Genomic DNA, 25,898 nt, shown 5'->3' with positions numbered 1-25,898 from the left:
ATGAGCCACGCCGATATCATCCACTTCACCAGCCAGTGCCTCTGGCTGGTGCTGGTGCTCTCTCTCCCTCCCGTGCTGGTGGCGGCACTGGTGGGCACCCTTGTCTCCCTGATCCAGGCCCTCACCCAGATCCAGGAGCAGACCCTGGGCTTCGTGGTCAAGCTGGTGGCGGTCATCATCACCCTGTTTGCCACCGCCGCCTGGCTCGGTAACGAGCTCTACAGTTTCGCCGACATGACGCTGCTCAAGATCCCGGAGATCCGATAATGGCCGACGAGTTGCAAGGGGTTCTGCTCGCCTATACCCTGCTGCTGCCTCGCTTCATGGCCTGCTTCGTGATGCTGCCTGTGCTGGGCAAACAGATGCTGGGGGGGACCCTCATTCGCAACGGGGTGATCTGCTCACTGGCGCTCTACGCCTACCCCACCGTCACGGTGCAACCCGAGCTGCAAAGCGATGCCGTTACCCTGATGCTGCTCATCGGCAAAGAGGTGGTGCTGGGGCTGCTCATCGGCTTTGTGGCCACCATACCGTTTTGGGCCATCGAGGCGGCGGGCTTTCTTATCGACAACCAACGGGGGGCCGCCATGGCCTCTCTGATCAACCCCAGCCTCGGCAGCCAGAGCAGCCCCACCGGCCTGCTGCTGACCCAGGCGCTGGTCACCCTCTTCTTCTCCGGCGGGGCCTTTCTCTCCCTCCTGGCGGCCCTGTTTCACAGCTATGCCACCTGGCCTGTGGCCAGCTTCTTTCCCGAGGTCGGCAGCCAATGGGTGGATTTCTTCTACGGCCAATTCAGCCAAATGTTGCTGCTGGCCGGACTGCTGGCCGCCCCGCTGCTGATCGCCATGTTCCTGGCCGAGTTCGGGCTGGCGCTCATCAGCCGCTTTGCCCCCTCTCTTAACGTCTTCGTGCTGGCCATGCCCATCAAGAGCGCCGTCGCCAGCCTGCTGCTGGTCATCTACTGCGCCCTGATGATGGACCACGCCTACGAGGCGGTACAGCTGGCCATGGAGCCCGTGCTGATCTTAAAACCCGTGCTGGAGATGGGCCGATGAGCGGTGAGAAGACCGAACAGCCCACCCCCAAGAAGCTGCGCGATGCGCGCCAGAAGGGGCAGGTGGCCAAGAGCAAGGAGGTGGTCTCGGCGGCCCTGATCCTCACCATCATGGCGATGCTGATGGGGCTCTCGGATTACTATCTGGAGCACCTGGGCAAGCTGATGCTGATCCCGGAGCAGGCGAGCGCCCTTCCCTTTCAACAGGCCCTGGACGTGATGGGAGAGAACCTGTTTCAGGAGCTGGTCTATCTGTTGCTGCCCCTGCTCTCGGTCGCCGCCCTGATGACCATCCTCTCTCACGTGGGCCAGTACGGATTTTTGCTAAGCGGTGAGTCCGTCAAGCCGGACATCAAGAAGATCAACCCGGTGGAGGGGGCCAAGAAGATCTTCTCCATCAAAAACCTGATGGAGTTTGTCAAATCCCTGCTCAAGGTCTGCCTGCTCAGCCTGCTGGTATGGGTCACCATAGAGGGCAACCTCAAACCCCTGCTGCAACTCCCCCGCTGCGGCGCCCTGTGTATCATGCCCTTAGTCGGTGACATGCTGGGCCAACTGATGGCCGTCTGCGCCCTGGGGTTTGTGGTGATCGCCATCGCCGACTACGCCTTCGAGCACCATCAGCACATCAAGCAGCTCAAGATGAGCAAGGACGAGGTGAAGCGGGAGTACAAGGAGATGGAGGGAAGCCCGGAGATCAAGAGCAAGCGGCGACAGTTCCATCAGGAGCTGCAATCGAGCACCATGCGCGCCGACGTGAAGCGCTCTTCGGTCATCGTCGCCAACCCGACCCATATCGCCATCGGCATCCGCTACGAGAAGGGAGAAACCCCCCTCCCCCTGGTCACCCTCAAGTACACGGATGCCCAGGCCCTGATGGTGCGTCGCATCGCCGAAGAGGAGGGGATCCCCGTGCTGCAGCGTATCCCCCTGGCCCGAGCCCTGCATCGGGATGCCCTGATCGATCACTACATCCCCGCCGAGCAGATAGAAGCCACCGCCGAGGTGCTGCGTTGGCTCGAGCAGTGGCGGCAAAAGGAGGAGGCCGGGTGGTAACCAACCGGCCCCGCCAAGGTCGGCCGTGAGCACATCATGAGGTTGTCGAACGCAGCCTGCTTCCGTACCATGGCCAACCTTATACATTGTGCGCCAGGCCACTGCGGCCTGGACGCTCCACAGGCACTGGGTGACCTTTTTTGATGACACGATTTCACTATGGCTCGCTAGCCGTGTTACTGCTGGCCTCCTCCCCTCTGTTCGCCTCTGGAGATGGCGATGGCTGCAGTTTCTGGCTGACCGAGTGTGCACTCCCCACCTACCCCCTCTTTCTCAACGAGAATGACACGCGCAGTAATCTGATGTTGCTGCTGGCCGATCAGCAGCACCTTCTCCTCCCCTTCGAACTTCCCAAAGATCCCATCAATGAACGAGACATGCCGCTCTTCTCCCTCCAACGCCTGCCGCTGCCCGGTGAGCAGGAGACCTCCGCAGAGCGCCAACAGCTGGAGGCACGTTTGAGCGCCTATGATCCGGCCCTGCCCAAGCTGCTCGAGCCCTACGCGGGTCATGACAGCCTTTATGGTCGCACCATCTCCAATTCCCTCTCCTCCGTCACCCGATTTATTGATGGCCTGGAGCAGAGCGAGTTGGCACAAGACGAGCGGGCCGGCCTCATCAAGGCTCGCCTGCAACTGCTTGGCGATGCTCCAATCACTCCCCCGGCGGCTCCTCACCACACCAAGCCATGGTGGAGCTACCTGGCTGGTGCCAGCCACTTCTACGCAGGCGCCTTCGAGCAGGCTCTGAGCATCTTTGGCCCATTGCAACGTGCCGACGAGCCCTGGGTTGCCGAGAGCGCCACCTATATGGTGATGCGCACTTACCTCAACATGGGAATGGAGAGTGCCAAGGATGAGTATGGGGATACGGATATCACCAAGGGTGACAAGACGCTGCTTGGCAAGGCTCTGGCTCAAGGTGAAGCCTATTTGAATACCTACCCACAGGGTCGTTACGCTGCCTCGACCCGGGGACTCTTTAGACGCATCCACTGGATGTCGGGCAATCGGGATGCCTTGCGCGATGCCTATCAGGACGCCATGGCCATACCTCGACCCGTGGCCGAGCTCGAGGCCCTGGTTAACGAGATCGATCAAACGCTGCTCAGCGCCGATACCACACCACCCTTTAGGGACATGCAGCAACCCGAGCTCCTCTTTATCAACACCCTGCGCGATCTGCGCCTGACTTACGATGAGAAGAAGAGCTGGAACGATGAGGATCTTTCCACCGCCATCACACACCTGCAAAGCATGGGCAAACCGGATCAAGCCAACTATTTGCGCGCCTATGCCCTGTTGCTTGAGAAACAGTTCGAAGCGGCCCTGGCACTGCTGCCAGCAGCAGCGACCCCCGCAACCACGCTGGATTTTAGTCGCCAGATCCTGCGAGTCTGGGCCTTGCAGGGAGTGAAGGCCAACAACCAGGTTGAGAGTGAACTAAAACGGTTGATCGCGGCGCCTCTGACCGAGGTCCAGCAGGCCTTCATACAAAATCTGCTGGCTGATCACTGGGTTCGTAGCGGCAACGTGGCCGCCGTCTTCGCCAAGGGGAGCCCCATCACCCAGTTGCGATTGCGGGCTACCGTGCTCAAGCAGGCAACCCCACCCACAGTGCTGCGCCAGCAGGTCGGCCAGGGAATGAGTCAGATAGAACGGCAACTGGCCCTGCACACCCTGCTGGTTCGGGATCTTATCAGCCAGAACTACACCGCTTTTCTGGAGGACGTCACCCGCATTCCCACCGACTACAAGGAGGTATCACCGCCAGCCGATGCTCCCTGGGAGCCGGTTCCGAACCAGGATATACCTCTGTCACAATTTCAGTGGCATGGTGACGGCACACCCGCCGGGTACTTCTGTCGGGATCTCGCCACCACCCTCGGCACCTTGATTACCCGCCCGGACGATGGCCATGCCCTCAACTGCCTGGGGGAATACATTCGACACAAGGAGCCGCAGATCGATCTTTGGTATGACAGCAGCCTGATCTGGGGTCTGCCCGCAGCTCGGGTCACCACAGCCCCAAGCCGGCTCGCGCTCTATCAGAAGGTGATCGACAACCCCAAGGCAGAGCCTGAGGACAAGAGCTATGCCCTCTATCGAGCCATCAACTGCTATGCCCCGTCAGGCTACAATAGCTGTGACGATCAGGAGATCGCCAAACAGACCCGTCAACAGTGGTTTAACACCCTGAAAAAGCGCTATGGCAACTCGGTATGGGCCCAGTCGCTCAAGTACTACTGGTAACCATGTGCGTTCGCCTCACCGCCATCCTGCTTGCTCTGCAGCTCTCGTTGTTGGCGCCACAGGCCCTGGCCGGAGTCGATGGCGCTGACTACGACGCCTTCTGGCTATGGTCGGGCACCCGCTCGCAGTCCCTGCTCTCCAGGGCCAACATCCTTTATCTTCATCAAGGTGAGATACTGGCAAGACCCTCGGGAGCACGCTTTATCAAACTGGGACGCTCCCCCACCCCACTGTTCGGTAAACGGCTCTGGCTGGTGGTACGGGTCAACGCCCTGCCCCTCTCAGCCGAGCATGAGAAGATGCTGGAACGCCTCTACCGAGCATGGCTCAATCAGGGCGCCCAGGTCATTGGCATTCAGATCGACTTCGATGCGGCCACCCACAGGCTCGATCGCTACGGACATGCCCTGACGCGGCTGCGTCAGGTGCTCCCTAAAGCCTGTCGTTTGAGCGTGACGGGCCTGCTCGACTGGGCCAAGACTGGGGACATAGCGCAGCTTAACCGTCTGCCCGTCGACGAGCTGGTGATCCAGACCTATCAAGGTACCCAAACGGTCAATGACTATGAGGCGTACTTGCCCGCCATGGCGCACCTCACCCTCCCTTTCAAGGTCGGGCTGGTACAGGGAGGGCAATGGGACCGACGCTGGCAGCGACGCCTCGCCGCCTCGCCCTACTACCGGGGGGAAGTGGTGTTTCTGCTCAACCCCCCGCGCCCATCTTCCTAGAGGTGTGCGGGCGTTTCGATGGACAGCCACTCCCCCAGCGCGCCAATCAGGGCATCGAGCCCCTGCTCCAGCTTGTGGCGCGGACAACCGACGTTAAGACGGATAAACCCCTTCCCCTCGGGACCATAGGTGTCACCGCGCATGATGGCGACCCGGTACTTCTCCACCAGCAAGGTTTGCAGCGCATCCATCCGCTCGGCCGAGTCGATGCCAAGGCCGCGCAGATCGATCCAGGCGAGATAGGTCCCCTCCGGTACCCGATAGTCGATGGCGGGGAAGGCGGCGTTGAGCCGCGCCGCCACCAGCGTCAGATTGCCGTGCAGGTAGGCATTGAGGGCGTCGAGCCAGGCATCGCCCTCCCGATAGGCGCTCATATGGGCCAACACCCCGAGGATAGGGGGAGACGAGAGGCCGTGGGCAGCCTTGAGGCGACGCAGATACGCATCCCGGCTCGCCCTCTCGGGAATATATCCATAGCCCCCCCCCAGGGCCGGGATATTGAAAGATTTCGACCCCGAGCTGACCAGGGCCCACCCCTCATCTTGTGCCACCTCGCTCCAGGGAAGATAGGGGGTAAAGCTCACGTCCATATGGATGTCATCCGAGATCACCCTCACCCCGTGACGCCGGCAGATAGTGGCCATGCGGACCAGCTCATCCCGGCGCCAGACCCGCCCCGTGGGGTTGTGGGGACTGCACAGCAGCAGGATGCGGCAATCGGGGCGGGCTGCCTGACGCTCGAAGCCATCCCAGTCGATGTGATAGCTCCCCTCTCCCTTGATAAGTGGAGAGGGAAGCAGGAGCCGGTCGTTGGCGCCCAGCATATTGCCAAAGGCATCATAGGCCGGGGTGTGTACCAACACCCCCTCTCCGGGGGCCGACCAAAGGCTCACCAGCTGGGCGATGATGTAGATGACCGAGGGGCCATAGATGAGGCGCTCGGGGTCGAGGCGTGTCCCGTGGCGACGGGCGAACCAGCCGGTGACGGCCCCCTTGAAGTCGTCGTGGCTCCAGCGGCTGTAGCCAAAGACTCCGTGCTCGAGGCGCCTGGCCAGGCACTCACGAATACAGGGAGCGGTCTCAAAGTCCATGTCGGAGATGGTGAAGGGGAGCAGGTCGGCATGACCAAAGCGGTCGGCCACATAGTCCCACTGGGTGCAATAGGTGCCGTAACGGTCGATGTGGCGATCGAAATCAAACGGGGTTGAGCCTGGCATGGCGTCTCTCTTGAAGTGGTGAAGTAACGAGGGGGCATGACGCCCCCTGCCTCTGTGAGTAGTCAGGTTGCCATCAGGCTCTGTAGCTGGTTCTTCACCAGATGGACCTGGGGCCCTATCACCACCTGCAAGTTGTGCTCGTCGAGCTTGATCACCCCGATGGCACCGTTGGCCTTGAGCACCCTCTCATCGACCCGACTCATGTCCTGCACCGACATGCGCAGGCGGGTAATGCAGTTATCGAGCGCCAGTATGTTGTCGGCCCCCCCCAGGGCATTGAGGATCACCTCGCCGTTGTAGCCACTGCTCCCCGCCTTCTTGCCTGTCGGCTCTGCGGCATCGCTGGCCTCGAGCTCGCGGCTCTCCGTTTCACGGCCCGGAGTTGTCAGGTTGAATCGCACGATGGCAAAACGAAACACGCTGTAGTAGACGGCGAACCAGATCCCCGCCACGACGGGCACCAGATACCACTTGGTGGCGGTGCCCTGCAGCACGCCGAACACCAGGAAATCGATGAGATTGCCATCCGTGTTACCGATGGTGACCCCCAAGAGCCCCATGGTCATAAAGCCAAGGCCGGTCAGGATGGCGTGTACCAGATAGAGTGCGGGCGCGACGAACAGGAACAGAAACTCCAGCGGCTCGGTGATGCCGCCGATGACGCAGGCCACCACGCCGGAGACCAGCAGCGCCTTGATCTTGCCGCGATTCTCCGGCCGGGCACAGTGATACATGGCGAGCGCCGCCCCCGGCAGGCCGCCGAGGAAGGCCGGCATCTTGCCCTGGGAGAGGAAGGAGGTAGCCGACACCGAGAAGTGGGTGGTGTCGGCGCAGGAGAGCTCGGCATAGAAGATATTAAGGGCACCGCTCACCTCGTTGCCGCACACCAGCTGGCTGCCACCGGCCTCGGTGAAACGAATGAGGGCCACCAGAATATGGTGCAGGCCAAGGGGCAGCAGCAGGCGCTCCCCGGTACCAAACAGGAAGGGGCCAAAGGGGCCGGCATGGGAGATGAGCGCGCCTATCCCGTTGATCCCGGCGGCAAACCAGGGCCAGACGAAGGGAACCACCAGACCCGTCACCCCCAGCACCAGGGCCGTGATGATGGGCACGAAGCGGGCACCACCGAAGAAGGCGAGCGCATCGGGCATCTTGCAGGTGTAGAAGCGGGCATGGAGCCTCGCCACTATCACCCCGACGATGATGGCCCCCAGAATACCGGTATCGATTGAGCCGATGCCGAGGACAGACTTCACCCCGTAAGCCTTCTCTGCCGCACCATCGCCGATGACATTGACCACCGTGAGGTAGAAGTTGATAGAGAGGTTGAGCGCGGCGTAACCGACGAAACCGGCGAAGGCCGCCACCCCCTTCTCCTCGCGGGCCAACCCCAATGGAATGGCGACCGCGAACATCACCGGCAGGTAGATAAAGGCTACCAGCCCCACCTTGGTCATCCAGAGAAAGAGTAGCTGCAGTACCCGGTTATCGAGTAAGGGCAGGCTCTCTTTGACCGCATCGCTGGTAAGAGAGCTGCCGACACCGAGCAGGATGCCGGAGAAAGCAAGCAGGGCGACCGGCAACATAAAGGTCTTGCCCAGGCTCTGCAGAAACTCCCACAGAGTCGTTTTCGCGTGGGGCTTGGCCATGGAGTGGCTCCTTGTGCGTGGAGGGGATATCCACCATCCCATGGCAAGCGCGATGGGGTGGTGCTTAGGTTGGCAGGATGATAAAACGTTTTACCAACCATCACTTGCCAACAGGATCACAAAACCGCCCTCCTCACCCCATGGCGCACCAAATCTGTGAGGCAGATCGGCCTGTGGGTGATGTAACGTTTCACTTGCCTCTCCCCGAGGCTATGCTGACCCCCTGCATCCTCTCTGCCCGTGCCCCTATGTCCGCCCCAAAAGCTCCCAAGATCACCGACGTCGCCCGGCAGGCCGGGGTCTCGGTCACCACCGTCTCCCTGGTTCTGCGCGGCAAGGGGCGCATCTCTGCGGCCACCAGCGAGCGAGTGCAGCAAGCCATCAAGGCGCTGGGATACGTGCCCAACGGCGCCGCCGCCAGCCTGCGCAGCCAGCACTCCAACCTGGTGGGGCTGATCCTGCGCGACATCACAGACCCCTTCTACACCGAGGTGACCGCCGGAGTCAGCGAGGTGCTTGAGCAACAGGGTTATCTGCTCTTTTTGACCCAATGCGGTCACAGTCAGGAGCGGCTGCAACAGAGCATGCAGGCCCTCTCGCGCCAGGGGGTGGCGGGCATCATCTTCAATCCGGTGCGGGGTGCCGTCACCCGTCCGGAGCAAGGGGTACCCGGGGCCGAGCTGCCCCTGATCTGCGCCGCCCGCTCCTACTATCGTGACGACGTGGACTTTATCGGCCCCGACAACGGCCACGCCGCCCAGCAGGCAACCACCTACCTTATCGAGCAGGGACATCGCCATATCGCCTATGTCGGGGGACGGACCGACTCCCTGACCCGTGCCGAGCGGATCGGAGGCTACTGCGCCAGCCTGCTGCAATATGGCCTCCCCTTTAAGCCCGAGTGGGTAGTCGAGTGCGAGCGCACCCAAAGAGGTGCCGCCGATGCCATCGCCGCACTGCTCCACCAGCATCCCAAGGTGACGGCCATCCTGTGCCACTACCCCGAGGTGGCCCTCGGCGCCATTTATGGTGTCACGGCAAGCGGGCGCACCGTGGGCAAGGATAACTACATTGACCAGCAGGTAGCCCTGCTTGGCTTCGATGATGTGGCCGAGGCCGAGCTCACCTCCCCGCCCCTCACCTTTGTCACCTCCCCGGCGCGGGAGATAGGTCGCCAGGCGGCAAGGCGGCTGCTTGAGCGTCTGCACCACCCCGAACTCCCCCCCGGCCGTCATATCATCACCCCCAGCCTGCAAAAGCGGGCGTCGGCCTGAAGGATTCGGGATAAACCAGAGGCACCCGGGCAATCACGTGATCCTGATCACTGCCGCGACAAGGAAAAATTGAGAGCCAAGTGGAGAGGTATATGATGGCCGCCCGCTACCTTCAAGGACCCTCCCATGAGCCATCGACAGGATCAGAATCCATCGAGTGAACACCATCACTGCAACCGGTGTGGCGAACGCACCCGTCATATCATCGTGCTGGTGGCGCGCGATCACAGCCAGGACATCATGCCCAAGGATCCTGCCAAGGCCTTCTGGCAAGCCTTTCGCGCCAGCGCGATCACTAACTGGGCCTTTGGCGAGACGCTGGCCTATCAGGCGACCCATGTGCGCCACCTGATCTGCGAGCGCTGTGGCAAGACGTTTCTCGAGTATTGAGTGCGCCGACCGTACCACCCTCTTTCAGGATGACAAGGATGGATAAGACACAGCAGCAGTTTCTCGAACGCTACCTCGCCACCCTGGGGGAAACAGAGCGTGCGCGCGTGCCACAATGGGGTGCCGAGCACTTCTGCGCCGATGAGTTCAATGCCAACGAGTGCGCACGTCTGATTGCCCGGGGCGTGAAACAGGCCTCTTGCAGCCTGCTGGCAGGCTACGAGATGGCGTGTGAGCCCCTCCCTCTGGTGGGACGGCTCACCGTGGTGCTCAACTGGGCTCAGGAGCCGGTCTGTATCATCAGGCTCACCGAGGTCACACTCTGCCCCTTTAATGAAGTGACTCCCGAGTTTGCGGCCCTGGAGGGAGAAGGGGATCTGAGCCACGCCGGGTGGAAGGCGGCTCATCTGCGCTTTTTTAGCCACTATGCCAACACCATAGGAGCCGAATTTAATGAGCACTCCCTGTTGGTGCTGGAGCGCTTTACCAAGGTTTTTCCTCTCTAGGGGCTAAGCCCCTGTGCCAAGGGCTGGCACGGGGAGAGTGGCGCTGTCCCCCCGGGGTAGCCGACACAAAAAGCCCCCGCGAATGCAGGGGCTCGGGGGCGGGAATGCGATTCCCCCAGGCGGGGATCCGCGCCGGCGCCTATGCCTGGCGCGCCGCGATGTCGCTGGCGTAGCGGGCCATCTCCTCCCGGGTCAGAGAGGCCATCTTGCGCCCGTCCAGATAGAGATCCACATAGTGGTCACGACGCACCCCCTCCATCACGGCACGGCGACCATCCTGGTACTCCACCTCCATTCGGGCCCGATCCGGCTGCGGGTAGCTCAGATCGACTTTCTCCACATGGCTGCGGCTGGCCAGGGGTACTCTGTTAAGGCTTGGGTCCAGATGGGGATTGACCTCGATCACCGACTTGATGGGGGTGTCCACCACGGCGGGCCCCTTCCGGGTGATGGGGTTCTTGCCGGTCCAGAACTCTATGGTGTTGAAGACGAAGAGATCGGCGGTCGCCGTGAAGGCATAGACAGGGCTTAACAGCATATAGACGCCGGCACGGCCATAGCGGTTATCGACCGCCTTGAGGTTCGCCTCGGTCAACATCTTCGAGAGCCCCATCTGCCCCATACAACCGGACATGCCCATGACGGCCAGCAGACCCACGGCTACATTTCTTGCCTTAAACACGCACTCTCTCCCAATCAATAAACAGTAACGGGAGGCGAGTCTGAGCACTCGGGAGAAGGGAGACAAGCGGGCGGGGGCAGACGGTACAGCCTGGGTTCAGGCTGACAACCGTTTGATTGTAACTTATTCATTTTAAAGAAAAGAGCGACAGTCTGTGTCGCTCTTTCATGGGAGGAAAAGATTCTATCGAGGCTTGTCACTGTGCCCCAGATCCCGCTCCGGGGCGATCACATCGCGCACCCGCTGCTTGATCTCCTTGGCCTCGGGGAAGCCGTCATCGGCAACCCGCTCCCACACCTGAACGCCGTCGACCAGAATACGAAACTCCCCCTTGCTGGCAGGGACCAGGGCCACCTCCCCCAGCTCACCGGCGAAGGTGGAGAGCAGCTCCTGAGCCAGCCAGGCAGCCCGCAGCATCCAGCGGCAGAGGGTGCAATAACGGATCTCGATTCTCGGCTTCATGAGTTCACCCCGTGAAAATCTCGCAGCCACAGCTTGGCGATATCGCGCATCACCGCAGGCGAAAGCTCGTGCAATCCCTCTCCCAGGCGAGCCCGGGCCAGTTGCCGGGCCCCCTCGATGATCTCTGCCAGCACCAGGTAGACGTACTCGCCTATCACGGCGCCATGGACAAAGTTCACCGCCTCACCCCGGTTGAGCAGATAGATGACGGTGCCATCGGGCCGTGTCAGTTGCAGTACCCGGTGGCAGATCTCCTCGCAGGGCCAGCCCAGCTCGGCCAGGGTAAAGGCAAACTCGTCATCGGCGGAGGTGACCGAGGCGAGCATGGCCCCCGCGCGCAGGGTCAACAGATCCTGACGGCTCAAGACCCCGTTACCCGTAGAGCAGATGATGAGCTCGGCACGGCCGAGGGCCGTCTCCTTGTCGGTGAGATGGAAGCCATGGGAGAGCGCCTCCATCTGCCGCAGGGGACAGGTCTCCACCAGATCGAGCCAGAGATTGCGACTGCGCAGCTCGAAGGCGATGCTGTGTCCCACCTTGCCATAGCCAAACAGGGCGGCCTGACAGGCGTTGAAAGTACGGTTGAGGCTGCGCGCCAGGGACTCGGCAGAGTAGACGACGCTCAGGCCAATCTGCACATCCTCCGCCTGCTTGAGGGGGCTGCGCGCCACCGAGAGCACGGGGGTCGGCAGCGGCCCCTCTTCGTAGCGCTGATGCCCATTCTCGGTCATCTCCACCACCCCGAGAAAACGCGCGCCGAAGTGGGCCTTGAGGGGAGCCAGCACACCGGCAAAATAGCCCCCGATGTCGAGGATGACGAGACGCTCATCCGCCCCGACCAGGGTGTCGAGACGGGCGACGACCTCGCAGGCATCCTGGGTCCAGTGGCGATCCAGCCCCATCACGGGATAGTGAGCCTCGGCCCAGGTCAGGGTCGGCGCATGAATGGATTTTGGTTTGGGAAAGATGGCCCCGACGCGACCGATGCGGGAGAGCGCCTCGATAAAACGGGGACGATCCGGCAGCAAGTGAGTCACCAGAAGAAAGCAGAGTCCCTTGAGTTGCCCCTCGGCAGTGAAATGGTCGAAAAAATGGCGCTCGACACCTTGATTGCGCAACGTCAGCCTCCTTGTGCGCACTATGACAGGAACAACAAACCCGGCATCGCCGGGTTGGTTCCAGATAATACCCCTTTTTTAACTGAAAGAATTTTCTTACTCAATCGCAATCATTCAGGATTATGACAAAGGCGGCAAGAATGACCCCATTTGATGATGAATCATACACTTGCTGTAGCCTTCACCGAGTAATGGCGAGGGGTTAGGGGGAGGCAGGGGGCTGGTTTCGGGCGACCAGCACCCGCTCCTCCACCGAGATCTGCCATTGGGGCAGACGGGTGGAGAGCCCCTGACAGAGAGCCTCGTCGGGTTCCATGGGCAGGGTAATGCGAAGATGATGACAGTCACACAGGGCGGCCAGTTGCAAGATGAGGGTGAGATTGGCCAGATCGGTGCGCTCTTTGCGGATCCGGCGCCGGATCTCTGCCCGCAGCCGGCTCTCGGGATCCTGGGTCAGGGCCGCCCAGCCAAAACCAAACAGGGGGGCCATGGCCGAGAAGATCCCCGCCGCCGTCAGTGTTGCCTTGGGCGGGTGATAGAGCTCGTTGAGATTGAGTTCGACGGGAGTGGTCAGCGATCCGGTATCACGGGATAATATGTTCTTTGTCATAGCATTCTCAGTCATTACGCTCTACTCTTCGCGCACTTCGCAATCGTTTCACACCGGATCATGGATCCCTTAAGGAGCCCGATGCTAAGCGATATCCTCATCTCCCGCCACTCCTCCCGACTCACAGCCGACCAATTGGCTGACCGTCTCGGCATCCCTACCGACTTCGTTATCCCTCACGGTCGCTACAAGGCCAAGCTCGATCCCGCCCTGCTGCGGCAACCGGAAGCGCAGAGAGGCAAGCTGGTGCTGGTCAGCGCCATCACGCCAACCCCCTTTGGCGAGGGGAAGACGGTCACCACCCTGGGGCTCTCCATGGGGCTCAACCGGCTCGGCCACTCCGCCATCGCCTGCATCCGCCAGCCGAGCCTGGGGCCCGTGTTCGGGGTCAAGGGAGGGGCTGCCGGCGGCGGCCATGCCCAGGTCGTCCCCATGGAGGAGATGAACCTGCACCTGACCGGGGACTTTCATGCGGTCACGGCGGCCCACAACCTGGCGGCGGCGGCCATCGATGCCCGCCTCTTTCACGAGCGGCGGCTCGGCGAGGCCTTCACCGAGCGAACCGGGCTCACCCGGCTCAATATCGCCAGGATCCTCTGGCCCCGGGCCATGGATATCAACGATCGGGCACTGCGCCACATCACCCTCGGCCAGGGTGGCGCTGCCGACGGGGTGGAGCGGGAGGGAAGCTTTGTCATCACCGCCGCCTCCGAGCTGATGGCCGTGCTGGCCCTGGCCTCAAGCCTGCGGGATCTGCGTGCCCGAATTGGCCGCATCCGTCTTGCCGAGAGCGAGGAGGGACACCCCATCACCGCCGAGGATCTCGAGGTCGCCGGCGCCATGACGGTGCTGCTCAAGGAGGCCCTGGCCCCGACCCTGATGCAGACGACCGAGCAGACCCCGGTCTTGGTCCACGCCGGCCCCTTCGCCAATATCGCTCATGGCAACTCCTCGGTCATCGCCGATCAGATTGCCCTGCGCCACTGCGACTACGGAGTGACCGAGGCCGGTTTTGGCTCCGACATGGGGCTCGAGAAGTTCTTCAATATCAAGGGACGCCAGAGTGGGCTCTTCCCCGCCTGCGTGGTGCTGGTCGCCACCCTTCGGGGGATCAAGGCCAACAGCGGTGCCTGCCGGATCACCCCGGGACAGCCCCTGCCCGCAGCACTCATCGAGCCCTCCCTCCCCCTGCTCCGGCAAGGTTTCGACAACCTCGCCTGGCATATCCAGAATGCTCGCCGCTACGGGGTGCCTGTGGTGGTGGCCATCAATCGTTTCCCCCAGGATGGGGAGGAGGAGTTGAACTGGCTCAGTGATCGCATCGCCGAGTGCGGGGCCACTGCCGCCCTGAGCGATGCCTTCGCCAAGGGGGGGGCCGGTGCTTGCGATCTGGCGCAGGCCGTAGTGAAGGCCTGCAGCCGGCCGTCCCACCCCACCCTGCTCTACCCCAGCGAGATGCCCCTCGTGGAGAAGCTCGCCACCCTGGCCGAGTGTGGCTATGGGGCGGCCGGCGTGGCCTTGAGCGAGATGGCACGGGCCCAGCTCGAGCGCCTCTCGGCCGAGGGGCTCGACCACCTGCCCCTGTGCATGGCCAAGACCCCCCTCTCCATCAGCCATGACCCTGCTCTCAAGGGGGCCCCCAAAGGCTTCACCCTGCCGGTGGAGTCCCTCACCCCCTGCACCGGCGCGGGCTTCATCTATGCCCTGTGCGGCCCCGTGATGACCATGCCGGGTCTGGGCAGCCTGCCGGCCTATCGGCAGATGGATATCGACGAGCAGGGCGAGATCGTCGGCCTGAGCTGACCCCCAACGAAAGAGGCCCCGTCCATGACGGGGCCTCTTCATTGGCGCGGCGCGTTTAGAGGGTGAAGCGCTGGGCCAGATGATGCAAGGAGGTAGCCAGGCGGCTCAGTTCACCACAGGCCGCCGCTATCTGCTGCGCCCCCTGGGCATTCTCGTCGGCGGCGTTGTGAATGCTGACGATGCTGCGGTTGAGATCCTCGGTCACTGCGTTTTGCTCCTCGGTGGCCGTGGCGATCAGGGTGTTCATGTCGGTGATCTGCACCACGGCCCCGTTGATCGTGTCGATGCTCTGACCCGCATCCCGAGCCAGGGCCACACTCTCTTGCATCTGCTCACGGCTGACCTGCATGGCGCTGCCCGCCTCGGCGGCGCGACTTTGCAACAGCTCGATCATCTTGCTGATCTCGGCGGTAGAGTCCTGGGTTCGCTGGGCCAAAGAGCGCACCTCGTCCGCCACCACCGCGAAACCGCGCCCCTGCTCACCGGCACGGGCCGCCTCGATGGCTGCATTGAGAGCCAACAGGTTGGTCTGCCCCGCGATCTCGCGGATCACATCCAGCACCATGGTGATATTGCCGCTCTCTTGCTCCAGCTGCAGTACCACGGCACCGGCCTGCTCGATCCGATCCGATACCGCCTCGATACTCCCGATGGCGCTACGCACCACCTGGTTGCCGCTGTGCGAGGTCCGCGATGCGCCCTTGGCGGCGGACATGGCATCGGCGGTGTTGCGAGCCACCTCGTTGACGGTGGACTGCATCTCGTTCATGGCGGTGGCCACCTGGGAGATCTCTCCCTGCTGCTGGGCCATCCCCTTGGCGGATTGTTCGGAGATGGCACTCACCTCCTCCACGGCGCTGCTGAGCTGGGCCACCGAGCCCGCAATCTCATTCACCAGCTCGGCGAGCGAGTGCTGCATGCGGTCAACCCCCTGACCGAGTTGGCCCAGTTCATCGCGCTGGAAGCGCCCCTCCTTGAGCCACTGCTGCAGCTCGCCACGCCCCAGCTCGCCGGCGGCGATACGCTGGGTATGACGGGCCAGCATGATGAGAGGATCGCGGATCTGGCGGGTCAGCACCAAAGAGAGCACCACCACCAGGGCCAGGGCCACCAGCAGGGCCACCGACACGCTCCAGCGCGCCGACTCATAGGCATCGATCACCTCGCTGCGTGCCCCCTTGGCATAGCCATGGTTGATCTGCACCAGTTCGCTCACCGAGCTTGCCAGGGCCTTGAACAAAGGGATCCCCTCGTCCAGGAAGAGATCCTCTGCCACCTGAGGCTGCTGACCCACCAACTGTTGCACCCGGGCATAGAGGGCAGAATAGCGCTGCCAGTCGGCCTTGACCGTCTCGAAGACGCGCCGCTCCTCCACATCCGTGGCCCAGATGGTCTTGTCGTGATCGCTCAATTGCCGCTCGATCTGCAGGCGATACTTGTCCGCCTCGGCGCCGTACTCACGGGTCTTTGCTGCGTCGTCCAGCACCAGAAAGAGTCCCAGCTGATAGCGACGCAGATCCCGGATGCTCTCGCCGATGGCGTTGGTGCGGTTCACGGCCGGCAGTATGCTGTCGGTAAAGCGCAGCGCCGCCCCGTTCATGTAGGAGAATTCGTAGAGAGAGAAGCTACCGATGAGGGTAACGATAAGGCCGAGCACGGCGAAGGCAGCCGTGAGCTTCTTGCCGATGGTCATGGAGTGGGTAGTCATGAAATTACCTGAATATGGAACGGGGAAGCCTGTTCGCCATCCTGGCCCTGCCATGACCCTCCTGGTCACGCCCTATGGCCGCAGACGAGGCGGGCTTCATAAGGGGCGCACATTTTATAATCATTGGCGAATAAAAGAAAAGCGGCTAACGCCGCCCGGGATAAAAAAGACCCCGCTTTGAACGGGGTCTGGTGCTTAATAACGGAAGCGAGCCATCTTGCTCATCACATCGGCGGCCAAGGAGTCCATGGTACGCCCCTGCTCATCCTGCTCGCGAGCCAAGGCGGTCGACCGCGCCGCTACATCGTGAATGTTGCTCACGTTGCGGCTGATCTCGGCAGTGACCTGTGACTGCTCTTCCGATGCACTGGCGATCTGGGTCGCCATATCCCCGATACGATCCGCGGCGACCACTATCTGTGCCAGCTCGTGCTCGGCCTGCTCGGCGTCCTTCAATACCCTCTGACTCAGGCTGCGCCCTTCATCCATGGTGCCAACCGCCTCGACCGTGGTCTCTCTGAGCCGATCAATCATGGCCTGGATCTCCTTGGTCGATGCCTGGGTCTTGGAAGCAAGCCCACGAACCTCATCAGCCACCACCGCAAAACCGCGCCCATGCTCACCGGCTCGTGCTGCCTCGATAGCCGCGTTGAGCGCCAGCAGGTTGGTCTGCTCCGAGATGGTACGGATCACATCCAGGATGCTGCCGATGTGCACCCCTTGCTGCTGCAAGGAGGCGATCTGACTCGCCACCTCGGCGAACTGCTCGGTCAGATGACGGATCCCGCCCGCCGCCGCGCCCACCACCTCTTGACCCCGATGCACAGCCTTACGGGTATCTTCCACGGCACCGGCCGTCTGCTGGGCATGGCTCGATACCGAGTCGGCAGTGGACGCCATCTGGTTCACCGCAGTGGCCACCATCTCGATCTCCTGCAGTTGACGCCGGCTATTGTCCAGACTCTGCTGCGCCTGATCTGCAGCACAGGAGGCGCGCGACTGCAGAGTCTGCACGGTCACGGCAGTATCGCTGACTATCTCATGAACCGAGTGAACAAAGCGGTTGATCCCCTCGGCCAGCTTACCGGTCTCATCACGCCGTTTCACATCGAGACGCTGGGTCAGATCGCCACCGGCTGCCGACAAACGCGCCACCATGCGGGCCGTCTGGTCAACCGGTCGCGAGATGGATCCGGCCGCCCAGGCAAGACCCAGCAGCCCCAGCACAGCCATCAGGATCCCCACCAGAAGCTGCATCCAGAGGCCATCGGCAAACTGCTGGGCCCTCACCTCTTCGGCACTGACATGGCTGGCCAACAACGCCTGTAGCGGCACTTCAATGGCAATGCCCCAGGCTTGGGAGACCCGATTGATAGGGATGGGAGCAAAGACACCGAGCAAGCCTTCGCGCTCATATTGCTGCGCCCTGGCCTGGCTCACCATCGCCATCACGCCGCTCTCTTCAAGGCGCTTGCCGATCTGATCTGGCTGGGCCGAGTCAGCCGCCACTATTCCCTTGGGGCTTAGAATGCGCACTCTGGCCTGGCCCTGATAGAGATCCTGACTCAAGCGCTCGGTGAGTTGCTGCAGGTAATTGAGGGAGTAATCGACCCCCACCAGCCCGAGATAACGCCCCTGCTCCAGTACCGGCACCACAAAGGAGGTGAGCAGGGTCGGCTTGCCATCGACCGTATAGACAGAAGGGTCGACGGCGCAAGCAGCCTTGCTCTCCATCGGGCAGAGGTACCATTCGGAGGCGCGGATCCCGGTGGCGGAAGGGGTCTTGCTGTAGTAATCCCCCAGTGGCGCAAGATTGTAACCGTTCTGGGATCGGCTCCAATAGGGGGCAAAATTGCCGCTGGCCTGACTGTGGCGACCATCTTTGGTAAAGGCCGCGTCCTGACCATCGAACGTATCGGCCTCCCAGCCACTGTAAATGCTGAGAAAATCGGGATTGCGTTCGACCACATCCTTGAGCAAGGCGGTTGCCTGTGTCCGGGTGATGGGCTCTGCCTGATGGGTATTCCCACCCAACAGGGCCGCCAAGGTCCCGGCTGTATCCAGGGCCTGCTCAAAACGACGACCTACCTCTCCGGCCTGTTGGCTGGCCAGCGCCTCGAGCCAGCGTCCCGTCTCATGGCGAGCCTGCTCCCGGATCGCCTGCTGGATCTGCTCCTGGGTTGATGAAAGAGAGAGATAGCCATAACCGACCACGCTGAGCACGGTCGCCAGCAAAAGACAGCCACCCCATAGCATGACCTGATGCCTGATGGATCGAAACATGATGTCACCCGAACAGATTTGAATTCGAAAGCGCATCATAGCCGAGGGAAAAACGGCAGAGTAAGTGACAATTCACCCACTAAGTGAAGCTTGGGAGGGCAATCACGAAAATAAAATGTTCGTTAACGAAAGTAGCAGGAATGGTCGATATAGAGGCTTTCGCCGCCCCGAACGCATAGACGGAGGGGCGGCACATGTCGGCTAGCGGCCAACCCGCAGCATGCCGAGGAACTCGGCGCGGGTATCGGGCTGGGTCTTGAAGACCCCACCGAGGGAGGTGGTGGTGGTGGCAGAGGTGGCATCCATCACCCCGCGCGCCTTGACGCAGTAGTGGGTGGCCGTGATGCTGATGGCCACATCCCGGGTACCGAGCAGGGTCTGCAACGCCAGCAGCACCTGCTGGGTGAGGCGCTCCTGCACCTGGGGGCGACGGGCGAAGAACTGGACGATGCGGTTGATCTTCGACAGCCCAATCACCTTGCCACGGGGGATATAGGCCACGTGAGCCATGCCGTCTATGGTGACGAAATGATGCTCGCAGGTGCTGGTCAGGGAGATATCCTTCACCACTATCATCTCGTCCACCTGCATCTTGTTCTCGATCACCGTCACCTTGGGAAAGGTGCTGTAATCGAGGCCGGCGAAGATCTCATTGACGTACATCTTGGCGATGCGGTGGGGCGTCTCGGCCAGGCTGTCATCCTCGAGATCCAGGGAGAGCAGCCCCATGATGGCACGCATGTGCTCTTCGATGCGGGCCTGCTTCTCGGCACGATCCAGGGTGCTCGGCACCATGGGGGTCTCCAGCCCCTGGGCTATCAGGGCATCGCGGACCAGTTTGGCGTGTGTGCTCAGCTCACTCATGCTTCACTCTCTTCAATCGGGGACGTACGCAGCGCATTAGTAAATGCGTAAGTACAGTACATTGCAAGTCAAACCTCGCTACCCCATATGGGGAAACTGCCCATATGACCGCTTTTTTGAAATAATGAGCCTCATTTGCCAGCCTGCCACCCAAAGGAGGCCCCATGGGTCAATCCGCACTGCGTCCCCTGGACGAAGCCCTGCACGAGATGCTCACCACGCTCCCAGCCCTTACCGACACCCTCACGCTGCCCATCGAGCAGGCACTGGGCCGGGTGCTGGCAGTACCGATCATCTCCCCGATGGATGTTCCCCCCTTCGATAACTCGGCGATGGATGGCTATGCCCTGCGCAGCGCCGATCTCGTCGCCGGCGATAGCCTGCTGCTGCAGGGACGTGCCCTGGCGGGCCATCCCCTGGGGTGCGAGGGGGCCTATGGCTCTGTCTGCGAGGCGGGCCACTGCGTGCGTATCATGACGGGTGCCGCCCTGCCCGAGGGGGCCGACTGCGTCATCATGCAGGAGGAGGCGCAGGCCGACGGTAACCGCATCACCTTCACCACCAAGCCAGCCACCGGGCAACACGTGCGCCGCCGGGGAGAAGACATCGCCCGGGGAGCCGAGGTACTGGCCGCCGGCACCCGCCTGACCCCCCGCGAGCTGCCTCTGCTCGCCTCGCTTGGCATCGCCCGCGTCCAGGTGCTGCGCCCCCTCAGGGTGGCCCTGCTCAGCACCGGCGATGAGCTCAAGCCGGTGGGCACCCCCCTTGCTCATGGGGAGATCTATGACTCCAACCGCTACGGGGTGCGTGCCATGCTCGAGCGCCTCCAGGTGGAGATCCTCGATCTCGGCATCATCCCCGATGATCCCGAGCAGCTGCGCGCCGCCTTCCTGCGTGCCCGGCGCGAGGCCGATGCCCTCATCACCTCGGGCGGCGTCTCTGTGGGTGAGGCGGACTACACCAAACAGCTGCTCGAGGAGCTCGGGGAGATCGGCTTTTGGAAGCTGGCTATCAAGCCCGGCAAGCCCTTCGCCTTCGGTCGTCTCGAGCAGACCTGGTTCTTCGGCCTGCCCGGCAATCCTGTCTCGGCCATGGTCACCTTCGATCAGCTGGTGCGCCCGGCCCTGGCCCGCCTCGCCGGCGAGACAGTGCGCCCGCCCCTGCGTCTGACCGCCACCGCCGCCGAAGGGCTCAAGAAGGCGCCCGGTCGTCTCGATTTTCAACGCGGCATCCTCGAGAGCACCCCGACCGGACTGGTGGTGCGCAGCACCGGCTCCCAGGATTCGGGGGTCTTTAGCTCCCTCTCCCGGGCCAACTGCTACATAGTGCTCGAGCGCGAGCGTGGCCAGGTGGCTGCCGGGGAGTCGGTCACCGTCGAGCCCTTCGGGAGCCTGCTGCAATGAGCGAGATCCTGAGCGACGAGGAGCTGCTGCGCTACAACCGCCAGATCATCCTCAAATCCTTCGACTTCGAGGGGCAAGAGGCGCTCAAGCAGGCCCGGGTGCTGGTGATCGGGGCCGGCGGCCTCGGCTGCGCCGCCGCCCAATACCTGGCGGTGGCCGGGGTGGGCCAGCTCACCCTGGTCGACTTCGACACGGTCGAGCGCTCCAATCTGCAGCGCCAAGTGCTCCACTGCGACGCTCGCCTCGGACAGAGCAAGGTGGCCTCTGCCGCCACCGCCCTCGAGAGCCTCAACCCCTATGTCAAGGTGCGCCCCCTCCAGGCCCAGGCGGATGAGGCACTGCTCGAGGCGGAGCTGCCCAGGCACCATCTGGTGCTCGATTGCAGCGACAATCTGCCGACCCGCAACCTGCTCAATCGCCGCGCCCGCGCCCATCGGGTACCGCTGGTCAGCGGCGCCGCCATCCGCTTCGAGGGGCAGGTGTGCAGCTTTCAGTGGCACCCGGAGGAGCCCTGCTACGAGTGCCTGAGTCAACTGTTCGGCGAGCAGGCGCTCACCTGTGTCGAGGCGGGCATCATGGCTCCCGTGGTCGGGATCGTCGGCAGCCTGCAGGCGCTTGAGGCGATCAAGATCCTGAGTGGCTGCGGCGAGCCGCTGACTCACCGCATGCTGCTTATCGACGGTCTGACCGGCCAGTTTCGCCCCCTGCGCCTGCCGAGGCGCCCCGATTGCCCCGGCTGCGCCGAAGACTAAAACGATGAGCCCGGCAACGCCGGGCTCATCGCTACCAGGGGAAGAGAAATCCTCAGGGCTCGCAGTGCACCTGTGCATCGGGCCGATAACTGCCCAAGCTGGCCAGGGTCAGCAACCCCTCCACCGGCCCCTGACGACTCGTCAGATGCAGCGTCTCCCCCTCACCACAGCGCCCGGCAAGATCCTGCGAAGAGGCAGAATTCATGGTCAGCTGGCTCGTCCCCGCCTGCTGATGCAGGGTGACGCTCTGCTGGGCACAGGCCCCTAGGGTGATGACCAGAAGACCGATGATCAGATGATCGTTCATCGCCGTTGTGACTCCCTCTCGCTCAATAGTAATGAATGTCGGTTAAGAAACGCTCCAGCAGCCGGTTACAGGCCGCCGGATCCTCTGCCGGCCAGGCATGGTGGCCGGTCGGGGTGAAGATACGCCCATCGGGCAGGGAGGCAAACTGGGCCACCCGCTGCGCCAGGGGAAGATAATCGTCACTGCTCGATACCAGTGCCACCGGCTGGTGTAGCGTGCTCAGGCGGGCTCGCACACTCCAGCCGGGCAGCGCCTCGAGCAGGGTGCGATAGACTCGCTTGTGGTTACGCACGAAGCGCTGGCGGAAGGTGTGGCGCAGCGCTCGCTGCTCGGGGGCGGGAAACAGGCTGAGCCCCAGCCACCAGGCGAGCGGCCACATCCCGATCCAGCGCAACCACTTGAGCCGTTGCTCGAAGCGGGCACGGTCGGCCTCATTATCGAGAGAAAACTCGGCAAAGCCGTTGATCAGCATCATGCCGTCCACTCGCCCGGGACGGGCCAGGGCCACCTCGAGGGCTATCATGGCCCCGAGCGACAACCCTATCAGCACCACCTGACCCGGCTGCTCGTCGAGCCAGTTCACCACGTCGGCGCACAGTTGCCCCGGATTGAGGGGCCCCTCCAGGGTGCTCAGGCCGTGGCCGCGCAGATCCAGTGCCACACAGCGATAGTGGGGTGAAAAGTACTCGATCTGGGCCTGCCAATCGAGGCTCGACGAGCCCAGTCCATGCAGAAAGAGCAGCAAGGGCCCCTCCCCTGCACTGCGTTGATAGAGCCCCTTGACCCGACTCTCTTTACGTTTTCGGCGCATCACGCCTCCCCCAGCAGACTGACTGCCTTGATATAAGCAAAGACCTCCTGCCCCTGCATCAGTCCCAAACGCTCGCTGGAGCGGCGAGTGATGCGCGCGAGCAGCCGCTGCTCCCCGAGTGCCAGCTGCAACAGGCTCTGACCCGGCAGCGGTGACTGCTGCTCCCGAAGCCGTGTCGTCAGACAGTTGGAGAGGCTGGAGCCCTCGATGGGGCGCGTCGCCACCACCACGTCCCTGGCCGCCACCTTGATACGCACCGGGCCCGGCATATCCGGGGGCAGGGGCATGGTCACAAACAGGGATTGGCCGGCCAGATGCAGCTCGGCCATCTGCTCCTCTTCATGCCAATGCACCAGCTCGGCACAGAGGATCACCCCGGCATCGTCGCGGCTGGCGAGCGGCAGGTCGAGACGGGCAAACAGGGCATCCGGCGCCCCCTGAGCCAGGGCTCGCCCCCCCTCGAGCAGGATCAGCTCGTCACAGAGCATGCCCACCTCCTCCATGGCGTGGGTCACGTAAAGCATGGGCAGGCCGCTCTCTCGCTGCAGGCTCTGCAACTCGTGGATGAGGTGCAGGCGGCTGCGTCGATCGAGGGCCGAGAAGGGCTCATCGAGCAGTAGCAGGCTCGGCTCGGCGAGCAGGGCACGGGCCAGAGCAACCCGCTGGCGCTGGCCACCCGAGAGAGCCGAGGCGCGCTGGCCGAGCAACTCATCGAAGCCAAGCCGCACGGCGAGCTCCCGGGGACGCCAACGCCCCCGCCCCTTGCCGGCGGCGAGCTCGAGGTTGCCCAGTACACTCAGGTGACCGAAGAGGCGCGCATCCTGAAACACCAGGCCGATGCGCCGCCCCTCGGCTGGCAGTGCGGCGAGCTCGCGTCCCTGCCAGCAGAGGCGATCGCAAGGGGCCCGCTCGAGCCCTGCGATGGCCCGCAGCAGGGTGCTCTTGCCACTGCCAGAGGGACCAAACAGGCCGCAGATCCCCTCCCCTCGCCAACTCAGCTCACAGGCGAGATCCCAGGCACCATAGAGACGCCGCAGGGACAGACTCATCATGCGAACATCCTCCGCTGCCGGCGCTGCAACACCCCGTAGACCAGCACCAGCACCACCATGGCAAAGGCGAGCAAGCCGCCGGCGAGCAGGTGAGCGTTGGCATAATCCTGAGCCTCCACATGATCAAACAGGGCAATCGAGAGCACCTGGGTCTCACCGGGTATGTTGCCCCCAATCATCAGCACCACACCGAACTCCCCCAGGGTGTGAGCAAAGCCCAGAGCCGCGGCCATCACGAAGCTCGGCAACGTCATGGGCAGCACGATGCGAAAGAAGCGCTCGACCGGCCCCAGTCCCAGGGTGGCCGCCGCCTCCAGCTCCCGGTTCCCCAGGTTGACGAAGGCCGAGGTGAGCGGCTGCACCACGAAGGGGAGCGAATAGATGAGCGAGGCGAGCAGCAGGCCGCTGAAGCTGAACGCCAACTGGCGATCGAACAGGGCCCGCCACCCCTGCCCCAGGGCCGTCTCGGGGGAGAAGGCGATGAGCAGGTAGAAGCCCAGCACGGTCGGCGGCAGCACCAGGGGCAGGGCCACCAGCGCCTCCACCACGGGACGCAGCCAGTGACGGCTGCGGGCCAGCCACCAGGCCAGCGGCGGCGAGAGCAGCAGCAGGATCCCCGTGGTGCAGGCGGCGAGCTTGAGGGTCAGGCCAATGGCCAGCAGATCGGCAGGACTCGGCATGGTTTAACCGGCGCCGGGCAGGCCGTAACCGGCGGCGGCAATCATGGTGCGCCCTTGCTCACTGCCCAGCCAGCCGACCAGCGCCTCGGCGACTACCCCGGATTTGAGCACGATTCCCTGCTGCTCGATGGGGGGATAGAGCTCGGCCGGCACGGCCCAGGCCTCTGCCGTCTTGCCCGCCTCCACCAGATTGGCCCAGGCGACGAAGCCAAGCTCGGCGTTGCCGCTGTGCACAAACTGCCAGGTCTGGCCTATGTTGGTACCGGTCAGGAGGCGATACCGGGCAGGATCGAGCTTGAGGTGGGTCAGGGTCGCCATGGCGGCGGCACCATAGGGGGCGGTGCGGGGGTTGGCGATGGCCAGATTCCCGCGCCAGCTGCGCAAGAAGGCCTCGTCAGGGGCAGGACCACCCCGATGCCACAGCCCCAGCTTGCCGATGGCATAGGTAAAACGCCCCTCCCCCTTGCCCTCGCGCTCGAGCTTCTCGGGGGTGGCCGCATCGGCGGAGAGGAAGAGATCGAAGGGAGCCCCGTGACTTATCTGGGTGTAGAGCACCCCGGTCGCCGCCGCGCTGATGGTGACAGTGTGACCGGTCTGTGCCGTGAACGCCTCGGCAATCTTGCCGAGTGTCCCCTTGAAGTTGGCGGCCACCGCCACTCGCACCTCGTCGGCCTGCGCGGCCGGCACGGTCAGCATCAGGGCAAGCGCCCATCCCCATTGACGATTCATCCATACACTCCTTGCCTGAAAACGGACCCCGGGGTCCAGGGACGCGGTCTACTCGTGCCAGCGAGCGGCCGCCTCGTTATCACTCTCTTTGGCCTCGACCCAGTAGCGGCGCCCATCGGTGCTGAGCTCGCGCTTCCAGAAGGGGGCCCGGGTCTTTAAGTAATCCATGATGAAGTGGCAGGCGGCGAAGGCCGCCTCCCGGTGTGCCGAGCTCACCGCCACCAGCACGATCTGATCCCGAAGCTGCAGATCCCCCACCCGGTGGATCAGGGTACACCCCTGCAGCGGCCAACGGGTCTTGGCCTCGTCCACGATGGCGGCGAGCGCCTTCTCGGTCATGCCCGGATAGTACTCCAGCGACAGGCCGGCCACCTGCTCCCCCTGGTTCATGTCGCGCACCTTGCCAACGAAGGTGACGATGGCCCCGCAGGCGGGATCCCCAGAGAGGCGTTCATACTCGGCGGCGAGGCTGAAATCCTCCCGCTGCACCCGAATCATCGGCTCCATC

The 25,898-nt window shown here is 63.1% G+C and carries 26 protein-coding genes; 11 read left to right on the top strand and 15 right to left on the bottom strand.

Annotated features, from left to right (window positions below; translation table 11 throughout):
* From sctS to AB5Y48_RS03915, 5 genes are all read left to right on the top strand, one after another.
* Positions 1-267, top strand: coding sequence for a type III secretion system export apparatus subunit SctS (gene sctS / locus AB5Y48_RS03935; RefSeq protein ID WP_050666230.1), 267 nt, complete (start codon positions 1-3; stop codon positions 265-267).
* The gene (gene sctT / locus AB5Y48_RS03930; protein WP_136613378.1) at positions 264-1,055 is read left to right on the top strand and encodes a type III secretion system export apparatus subunit SctT; all 792 of its coding nucleotides are present in this window, start codon (positions 264-266) and stop codon (positions 1,053-1,055) included. Before sctS ends, sctT begins: the two co-directional genes overlap by 4 nt.
* Positions 1,052-2,110 carry a type III secretion system export apparatus subunit SctU gene (gene sctU, locus AB5Y48_RS03925; RefSeq protein WP_050666232.1) on the top strand — a complete coding sequence of 353 codons (1,059 nt, stop codon included), beginning with the start codon at positions 1,052-1,054 and terminating at the stop codon, positions 2,108-2,110. Before sctT ends, sctU begins: the two co-directional genes overlap by 4 nt.
* Before the next feature lie 143 nt (positions 2,111-2,253).
* Positions 2,254-4,362: a hypothetical protein gene (locus AB5Y48_RS03920; protein ID WP_368163792.1), complete on the top strand. Its 2,109-nt coding sequence runs from the start codon at positions 2,254-2,256 to the stop codon at positions 4,360-4,362.
* A 2-nt stretch (positions 4,363-4,364) separates the two neighbouring features.
* On the top strand, positions 4,365-5,090 hold the full coding sequence (locus tag AB5Y48_RS03915) for a DUF3142 domain-containing protein (RefSeq protein WP_368163791.1): 726 nt from the start codon (positions 4,365-4,367) through the stop codon (positions 5,088-5,090).
* Here AB5Y48_RS03915 and AB5Y48_RS03910 read toward each other — a convergent pair.
* Both AB5Y48_RS03910 and malX read right to left on the bottom strand, forming a co-directional pair.
* Positions 5,087-6,307: a MalY/PatB family protein gene (locus tag AB5Y48_RS03910; protein ID WP_368163790.1), complete on the bottom strand. Its 1,221-nt coding sequence runs from the start codon at positions 6,305-6,307 to the stop codon at positions 5,087-5,089. The genes AB5Y48_RS03915 and AB5Y48_RS03910 overlap by 4 nt on opposite strands.
* A gap of 62 nt (positions 6,308-6,369) precedes the next feature.
* Positions 6,370-7,956: a maltose/glucose-specific PTS transporter subunit IIBC gene (gene malX / locus AB5Y48_RS03905; protein ID WP_368163789.1), complete on the bottom strand. Its 1,587-nt coding sequence runs from the start codon at positions 7,954-7,956 to the stop codon at positions 6,370-6,372.
* A 248-nt stretch (positions 7,957-8,204) separates the two neighbouring features.
* On the opposite strand from malX, the gene malI reads away from it, so the two are divergent.
* From malI to AB5Y48_RS03890, 3 genes are all read left to right on the top strand, one after another.
* Entirely contained in the window at positions 8,205-9,230 is a 1,026-nt protein-coding gene (gene malI / locus AB5Y48_RS03900; RefSeq protein WP_368163788.1) for a Mal regulon transcriptional regulator MalI, read from the top strand.
* Between the two features lie 126 nt (positions 9,231-9,356).
* Positions 9,357-9,620, top strand: coding sequence for a hypothetical protein (locus AB5Y48_RS03895; RefSeq protein ID WP_368163787.1), 264 nt, complete (start codon positions 9,357-9,359; stop codon positions 9,618-9,620).
* A gap of 38 nt (positions 9,621-9,658) precedes the next feature.
* Complete coding sequence (locus AB5Y48_RS03890) at positions 9,659-10,126, top strand: ASCH domain-containing protein (RefSeq protein ID WP_060585667.1); 468 nt, start codon at positions 9,659-9,661, stop codon at positions 10,124-10,126.
* A 139-nt stretch (positions 10,127-10,265) separates the two neighbouring features.
* Here AB5Y48_RS03890 and AB5Y48_RS03885 read toward each other — a convergent pair whose 3' ends face one another.
* The 4 genes from AB5Y48_RS03885 to AB5Y48_RS03870 form a co-directional block, all read right to left on the bottom strand.
* Positions 10,266-10,808: a DUF3332 domain-containing protein gene (locus AB5Y48_RS03885; protein ID WP_224161176.1), complete on the bottom strand. Its 543-nt coding sequence runs from the start codon at positions 10,806-10,808 to the stop codon at positions 10,266-10,268.
* Positions 10,809-10,991: 183 nt separating this feature from the next.
* On the bottom strand, positions 10,992-11,270 hold the full coding sequence (locus AB5Y48_RS03880; protein WP_368163786.1) for a SelT/SelW/SelH family protein: 279 nt from the start codon (positions 11,268-11,270) through the stop codon (positions 10,992-10,994).
* The gene (locus AB5Y48_RS03875; protein ID WP_060585665.1) at positions 11,267-12,388 is read right to left on the bottom strand and encodes an adenosylhomocysteinase; all 1,122 of its coding nucleotides are present in this window, start codon (positions 12,386-12,388) and stop codon (positions 11,267-11,269) included. The genes AB5Y48_RS03880 and AB5Y48_RS03875 overlap by 4 nt, the downstream gene beginning before the upstream one ends.
* Positions 12,389-12,590: 202 nt before the next feature.
* Positions 12,591-12,998 carry a hypothetical protein gene (locus AB5Y48_RS03870; RefSeq protein ID WP_050666241.1) on the bottom strand — a complete coding sequence of 136 codons (408 nt, stop codon included), beginning with the start codon at positions 12,996-12,998 and terminating at the stop codon, positions 12,591-12,593.
* A gap of 81 nt (positions 12,999-13,079) precedes the next feature.
* Here AB5Y48_RS03870 and AB5Y48_RS03865 point away from each other — a divergent pair, with 81 nt between their 5' ends.
* A complete protein-coding gene (locus tag AB5Y48_RS03865; RefSeq protein ID WP_368163785.1) occupies positions 13,080-14,801 on the top strand; it encodes a formate--tetrahydrofolate ligase in 1,722 nt (573 codons plus the stop codon).
* A gap of 55 nt (positions 14,802-14,856) precedes the next feature.
* Here AB5Y48_RS03865 and AB5Y48_RS03860 read toward each other — a convergent pair whose 3' ends face one another.
* The 3 genes from AB5Y48_RS03860 to folE all read right to left on the bottom strand — a co-directional run bounded on the left by AB5Y48_RS03860 (position 14,857) and on the right by folE (position 19,656).
* On the bottom strand, positions 14,857-16,509 hold the full coding sequence (locus AB5Y48_RS03860; RefSeq protein WP_050666243.1) for a methyl-accepting chemotaxis protein: 1,653 nt from the start codon (positions 16,507-16,509) through the stop codon (positions 14,857-14,859).
* Positions 16,510-16,704: 195 nt separating this feature from the next.
* Entirely contained in the window at positions 16,705-18,792 is a 2,088-nt protein-coding gene (locus AB5Y48_RS03855; RefSeq protein ID WP_368163784.1) for a methyl-accepting chemotaxis protein, read from the bottom strand.
* 201 nt (positions 18,793-18,993) lie between these two features.
* A complete protein-coding gene (gene folE / locus AB5Y48_RS03850) occupies positions 18,994-19,656 on the bottom strand; it encodes a GTP cyclohydrolase I FolE (RefSeq protein ID WP_050666245.1) in 663 nt (220 codons plus the stop codon).
* A 164-nt stretch (positions 19,657-19,820) separates the two neighbouring features.
* Between folE and moeA the strand changes: the two genes are divergently transcribed.
* Positions 19,821-21,059: a molybdopterin molybdotransferase MoeA gene (moeA, locus tag AB5Y48_RS03845; RefSeq protein ID WP_368163783.1), complete on the top strand. Its 1,239-nt coding sequence runs from the start codon at positions 19,821-19,823 to the stop codon at positions 21,057-21,059.
* Positions 21,056-21,811: a molybdopterin-synthase adenylyltransferase MoeB gene (locus AB5Y48_RS03840; protein ID WP_368163782.1), complete on the top strand. Its 756-nt coding sequence runs from the start codon at positions 21,056-21,058 to the stop codon at positions 21,809-21,811. The genes moeA and AB5Y48_RS03840 overlap by 4 nt, the downstream gene beginning before the upstream one ends.
* A 52-nt stretch (positions 21,812-21,863) precedes the next feature.
* Here the strand turns inward: AB5Y48_RS03840 and AB5Y48_RS03835 are convergent, their stop codons facing one another.
* From AB5Y48_RS03835 to moaE, 6 genes are read right to left on the bottom strand one after another with little or no spacing between them, the layout of a single operon-like run.
* Positions 21,864-22,118, bottom strand: coding sequence for a hypothetical protein (locus tag AB5Y48_RS03835; RefSeq protein ID WP_060585652.1), 255 nt, complete (start codon positions 22,116-22,118; stop codon positions 21,864-21,866).
* Between the two features lie 22 nt (positions 22,119-22,140).
* Positions 22,141-22,929 carry an alpha/beta fold hydrolase gene (locus tag AB5Y48_RS03830; protein ID WP_050666249.1) on the bottom strand — a complete coding sequence of 263 codons (789 nt, stop codon included), beginning with the start codon at positions 22,927-22,929 and terminating at the stop codon, positions 22,141-22,143.
* On the bottom strand, positions 22,929-23,981 hold the full coding sequence (gene modC / locus AB5Y48_RS03825) for a molybdenum ABC transporter ATP-binding protein (protein WP_153006701.1): 1,053 nt from the start codon (positions 23,979-23,981) through the stop codon (positions 22,929-22,931). The genes AB5Y48_RS03830 and modC overlap by 1 nt, the downstream gene beginning before the upstream one ends.
* Complete coding sequence (gene modB / locus AB5Y48_RS03820) at positions 23,978-24,661, bottom strand: molybdate ABC transporter permease subunit (protein WP_005359422.1); 684 nt, start codon at positions 24,659-24,661, stop codon at positions 23,978-23,980. Before modB ends, modC begins: the two co-directional genes overlap by 4 nt.
* Positions 24,662-24,664: 3 nt before the next feature.
* Positions 24,665-25,390: a molybdate ABC transporter substrate-binding protein gene (modA, locus tag AB5Y48_RS03815; RefSeq protein ID WP_368163781.1), complete on the bottom strand. Its 726-nt coding sequence runs from the start codon at positions 25,388-25,390 to the stop codon at positions 24,665-24,667.
* Between the two features lie 48 nt (positions 25,391-25,438).
* Complete coding sequence (gene moaE, locus AB5Y48_RS03810) at positions 25,439-25,897, bottom strand: molybdopterin synthase catalytic subunit MoaE (protein WP_368163780.1); 459 nt, start codon at positions 25,895-25,897, stop codon at positions 25,439-25,441.
* Position 25,898 lies beyond the last annotated feature (1 nt).

It is taken from the genome of Aeromonas sp. R6-2 (assembly GCF_040908155.1).
GTDB classification, from domain to species: Bacteria; Pseudomonadota; Gammaproteobacteria; order Enterobacterales; family Aeromonadaceae; genus Aeromonas; species Aeromonas schubertii.
Note: the sequence above shows the minus strand (reverse complement) of the source record. Positions and strands in the feature narration are given on the sequence as shown.

Coding starts and splice junctions, on each gene's coding strand:
- sctS (WP_050666230.1), top strand. CDS start 1: ATGAGCCACGCCGATATCATCCACTTCACCAGCCAGTGCCTCTGGCTG.
- sctU (WP_050666232.1), top strand. CDS start 1,052: ATGAGCGGTGAGAAGACCGAACAGCCCACCCCCAAGAAGCTGCGCGAT.
- AB5Y48_RS03920 (WP_368163792.1), top strand. CDS start 2,254: ATGACACGATTTCACTATGGCTCGCTAGCCGTGTTACTGCTGGCCTCC.
- AB5Y48_RS03915 (WP_368163791.1), top strand. CDS start 4,365: ATGTGCGTTCGCCTCACCGCCATCCTGCTTGCTCTGCAGCTCTCGTTG.
- AB5Y48_RS03910 (WP_368163790.1), bottom strand. CDS start 6,307: ATGCCAGGCTCAACCCCGTTTGATTTCGATCGCCACATCGACCGTTAC.
- malX (WP_368163789.1), bottom strand. CDS start 7,956: ATGGCCAAGCCCCACGCGAAAACGACTCTGTGGGAGTTTCTGCAGAGC.
- malI (WP_368163788.1), top strand. CDS start 8,205: ATGTCCGCCCCAAAAGCTCCCAAGATCACCGACGTCGCCCGGCAGGCC.
- AB5Y48_RS03895 (WP_368163787.1), top strand. CDS start 9,357: ATGAGCCATCGACAGGATCAGAATCCATCGAGTGAACACCATCACTGC.
- AB5Y48_RS03890 (WP_060585667.1), top strand. CDS start 9,659: ATGGATAAGACACAGCAGCAGTTTCTCGAACGCTACCTCGCCACCCTG.
- AB5Y48_RS03880 (WP_368163786.1), bottom strand. CDS start 11,270: ATGAAGCCGAGAATCGAGATCCGTTATTGCACCCTCTGCCGCTGGATG.
- AB5Y48_RS03870 (WP_050666241.1), bottom strand. CDS start 12,998: ATGACAAAGAACATATTATCCCGTGATACCGGATCGCTGACCACTCCC.
- AB5Y48_RS03865 (WP_368163785.1), top strand. CDS start 13,080: ATGCTAAGCGATATCCTCATCTCCCGCCACTCCTCCCGACTCACAGCC.
- AB5Y48_RS03860 (WP_050666243.1), bottom strand. CDS start 16,509: ATGACTACCCACTCCATGACCATCGGCAAGAAGCTCACGGCTGCCTTC.
- AB5Y48_RS03855 (WP_368163784.1), bottom strand. CDS start 18,792: ATGTTTCGATCCATCAGGCATCAGGTCATGCTATGGGGTGGCTGTCTT.
- folE (WP_050666245.1), bottom strand. CDS start 19,656: ATGAGTGAGCTGAGCACACACGCCAAACTGGTCCGCGATGCCCTGATA.
- moeA (WP_368163783.1), top strand. CDS start 19,821: ATGGGTCAATCCGCACTGCGTCCCCTGGACGAAGCCCTGCACGAGATG.
- AB5Y48_RS03840 (WP_368163782.1), top strand. CDS start 21,056: ATGAGCGAGATCCTGAGCGACGAGGAGCTGCTGCGCTACAACCGCCAG.
- AB5Y48_RS03835 (WP_060585652.1), bottom strand. CDS start 22,118: ATGAACGATCATCTGATCATCGGTCTTCTGGTCATCACCCTAGGGGCC.
- AB5Y48_RS03830 (WP_050666249.1), bottom strand. CDS start 22,929: ATGCGCCGAAAACGTAAAGAGAGTCGGGTCAAGGGGCTCTATCAACGC.
- modC (WP_153006701.1), bottom strand. CDS start 23,981: ATGATGAGTCTGTCCCTGCGGCGTCTCTATGGTGCCTGGGATCTCGCC.
- modB (WP_005359422.1), bottom strand. CDS start 24,661: ATGCCGAGTCCTGCCGATCTGCTGGCCATTGGCCTGACCCTCAAGCTC.
- modA (WP_368163781.1), bottom strand. CDS start 25,390: ATGAATCGTCAATGGGGATGGGCGCTTGCCCTGATGCTGACCGTGCCG.
- moaE (WP_368163780.1), bottom strand. CDS start 25,897: ATGGAGCCGATGATTCGGGTGCAGCGGGAGGATTTCAGCCTCGCCGCC.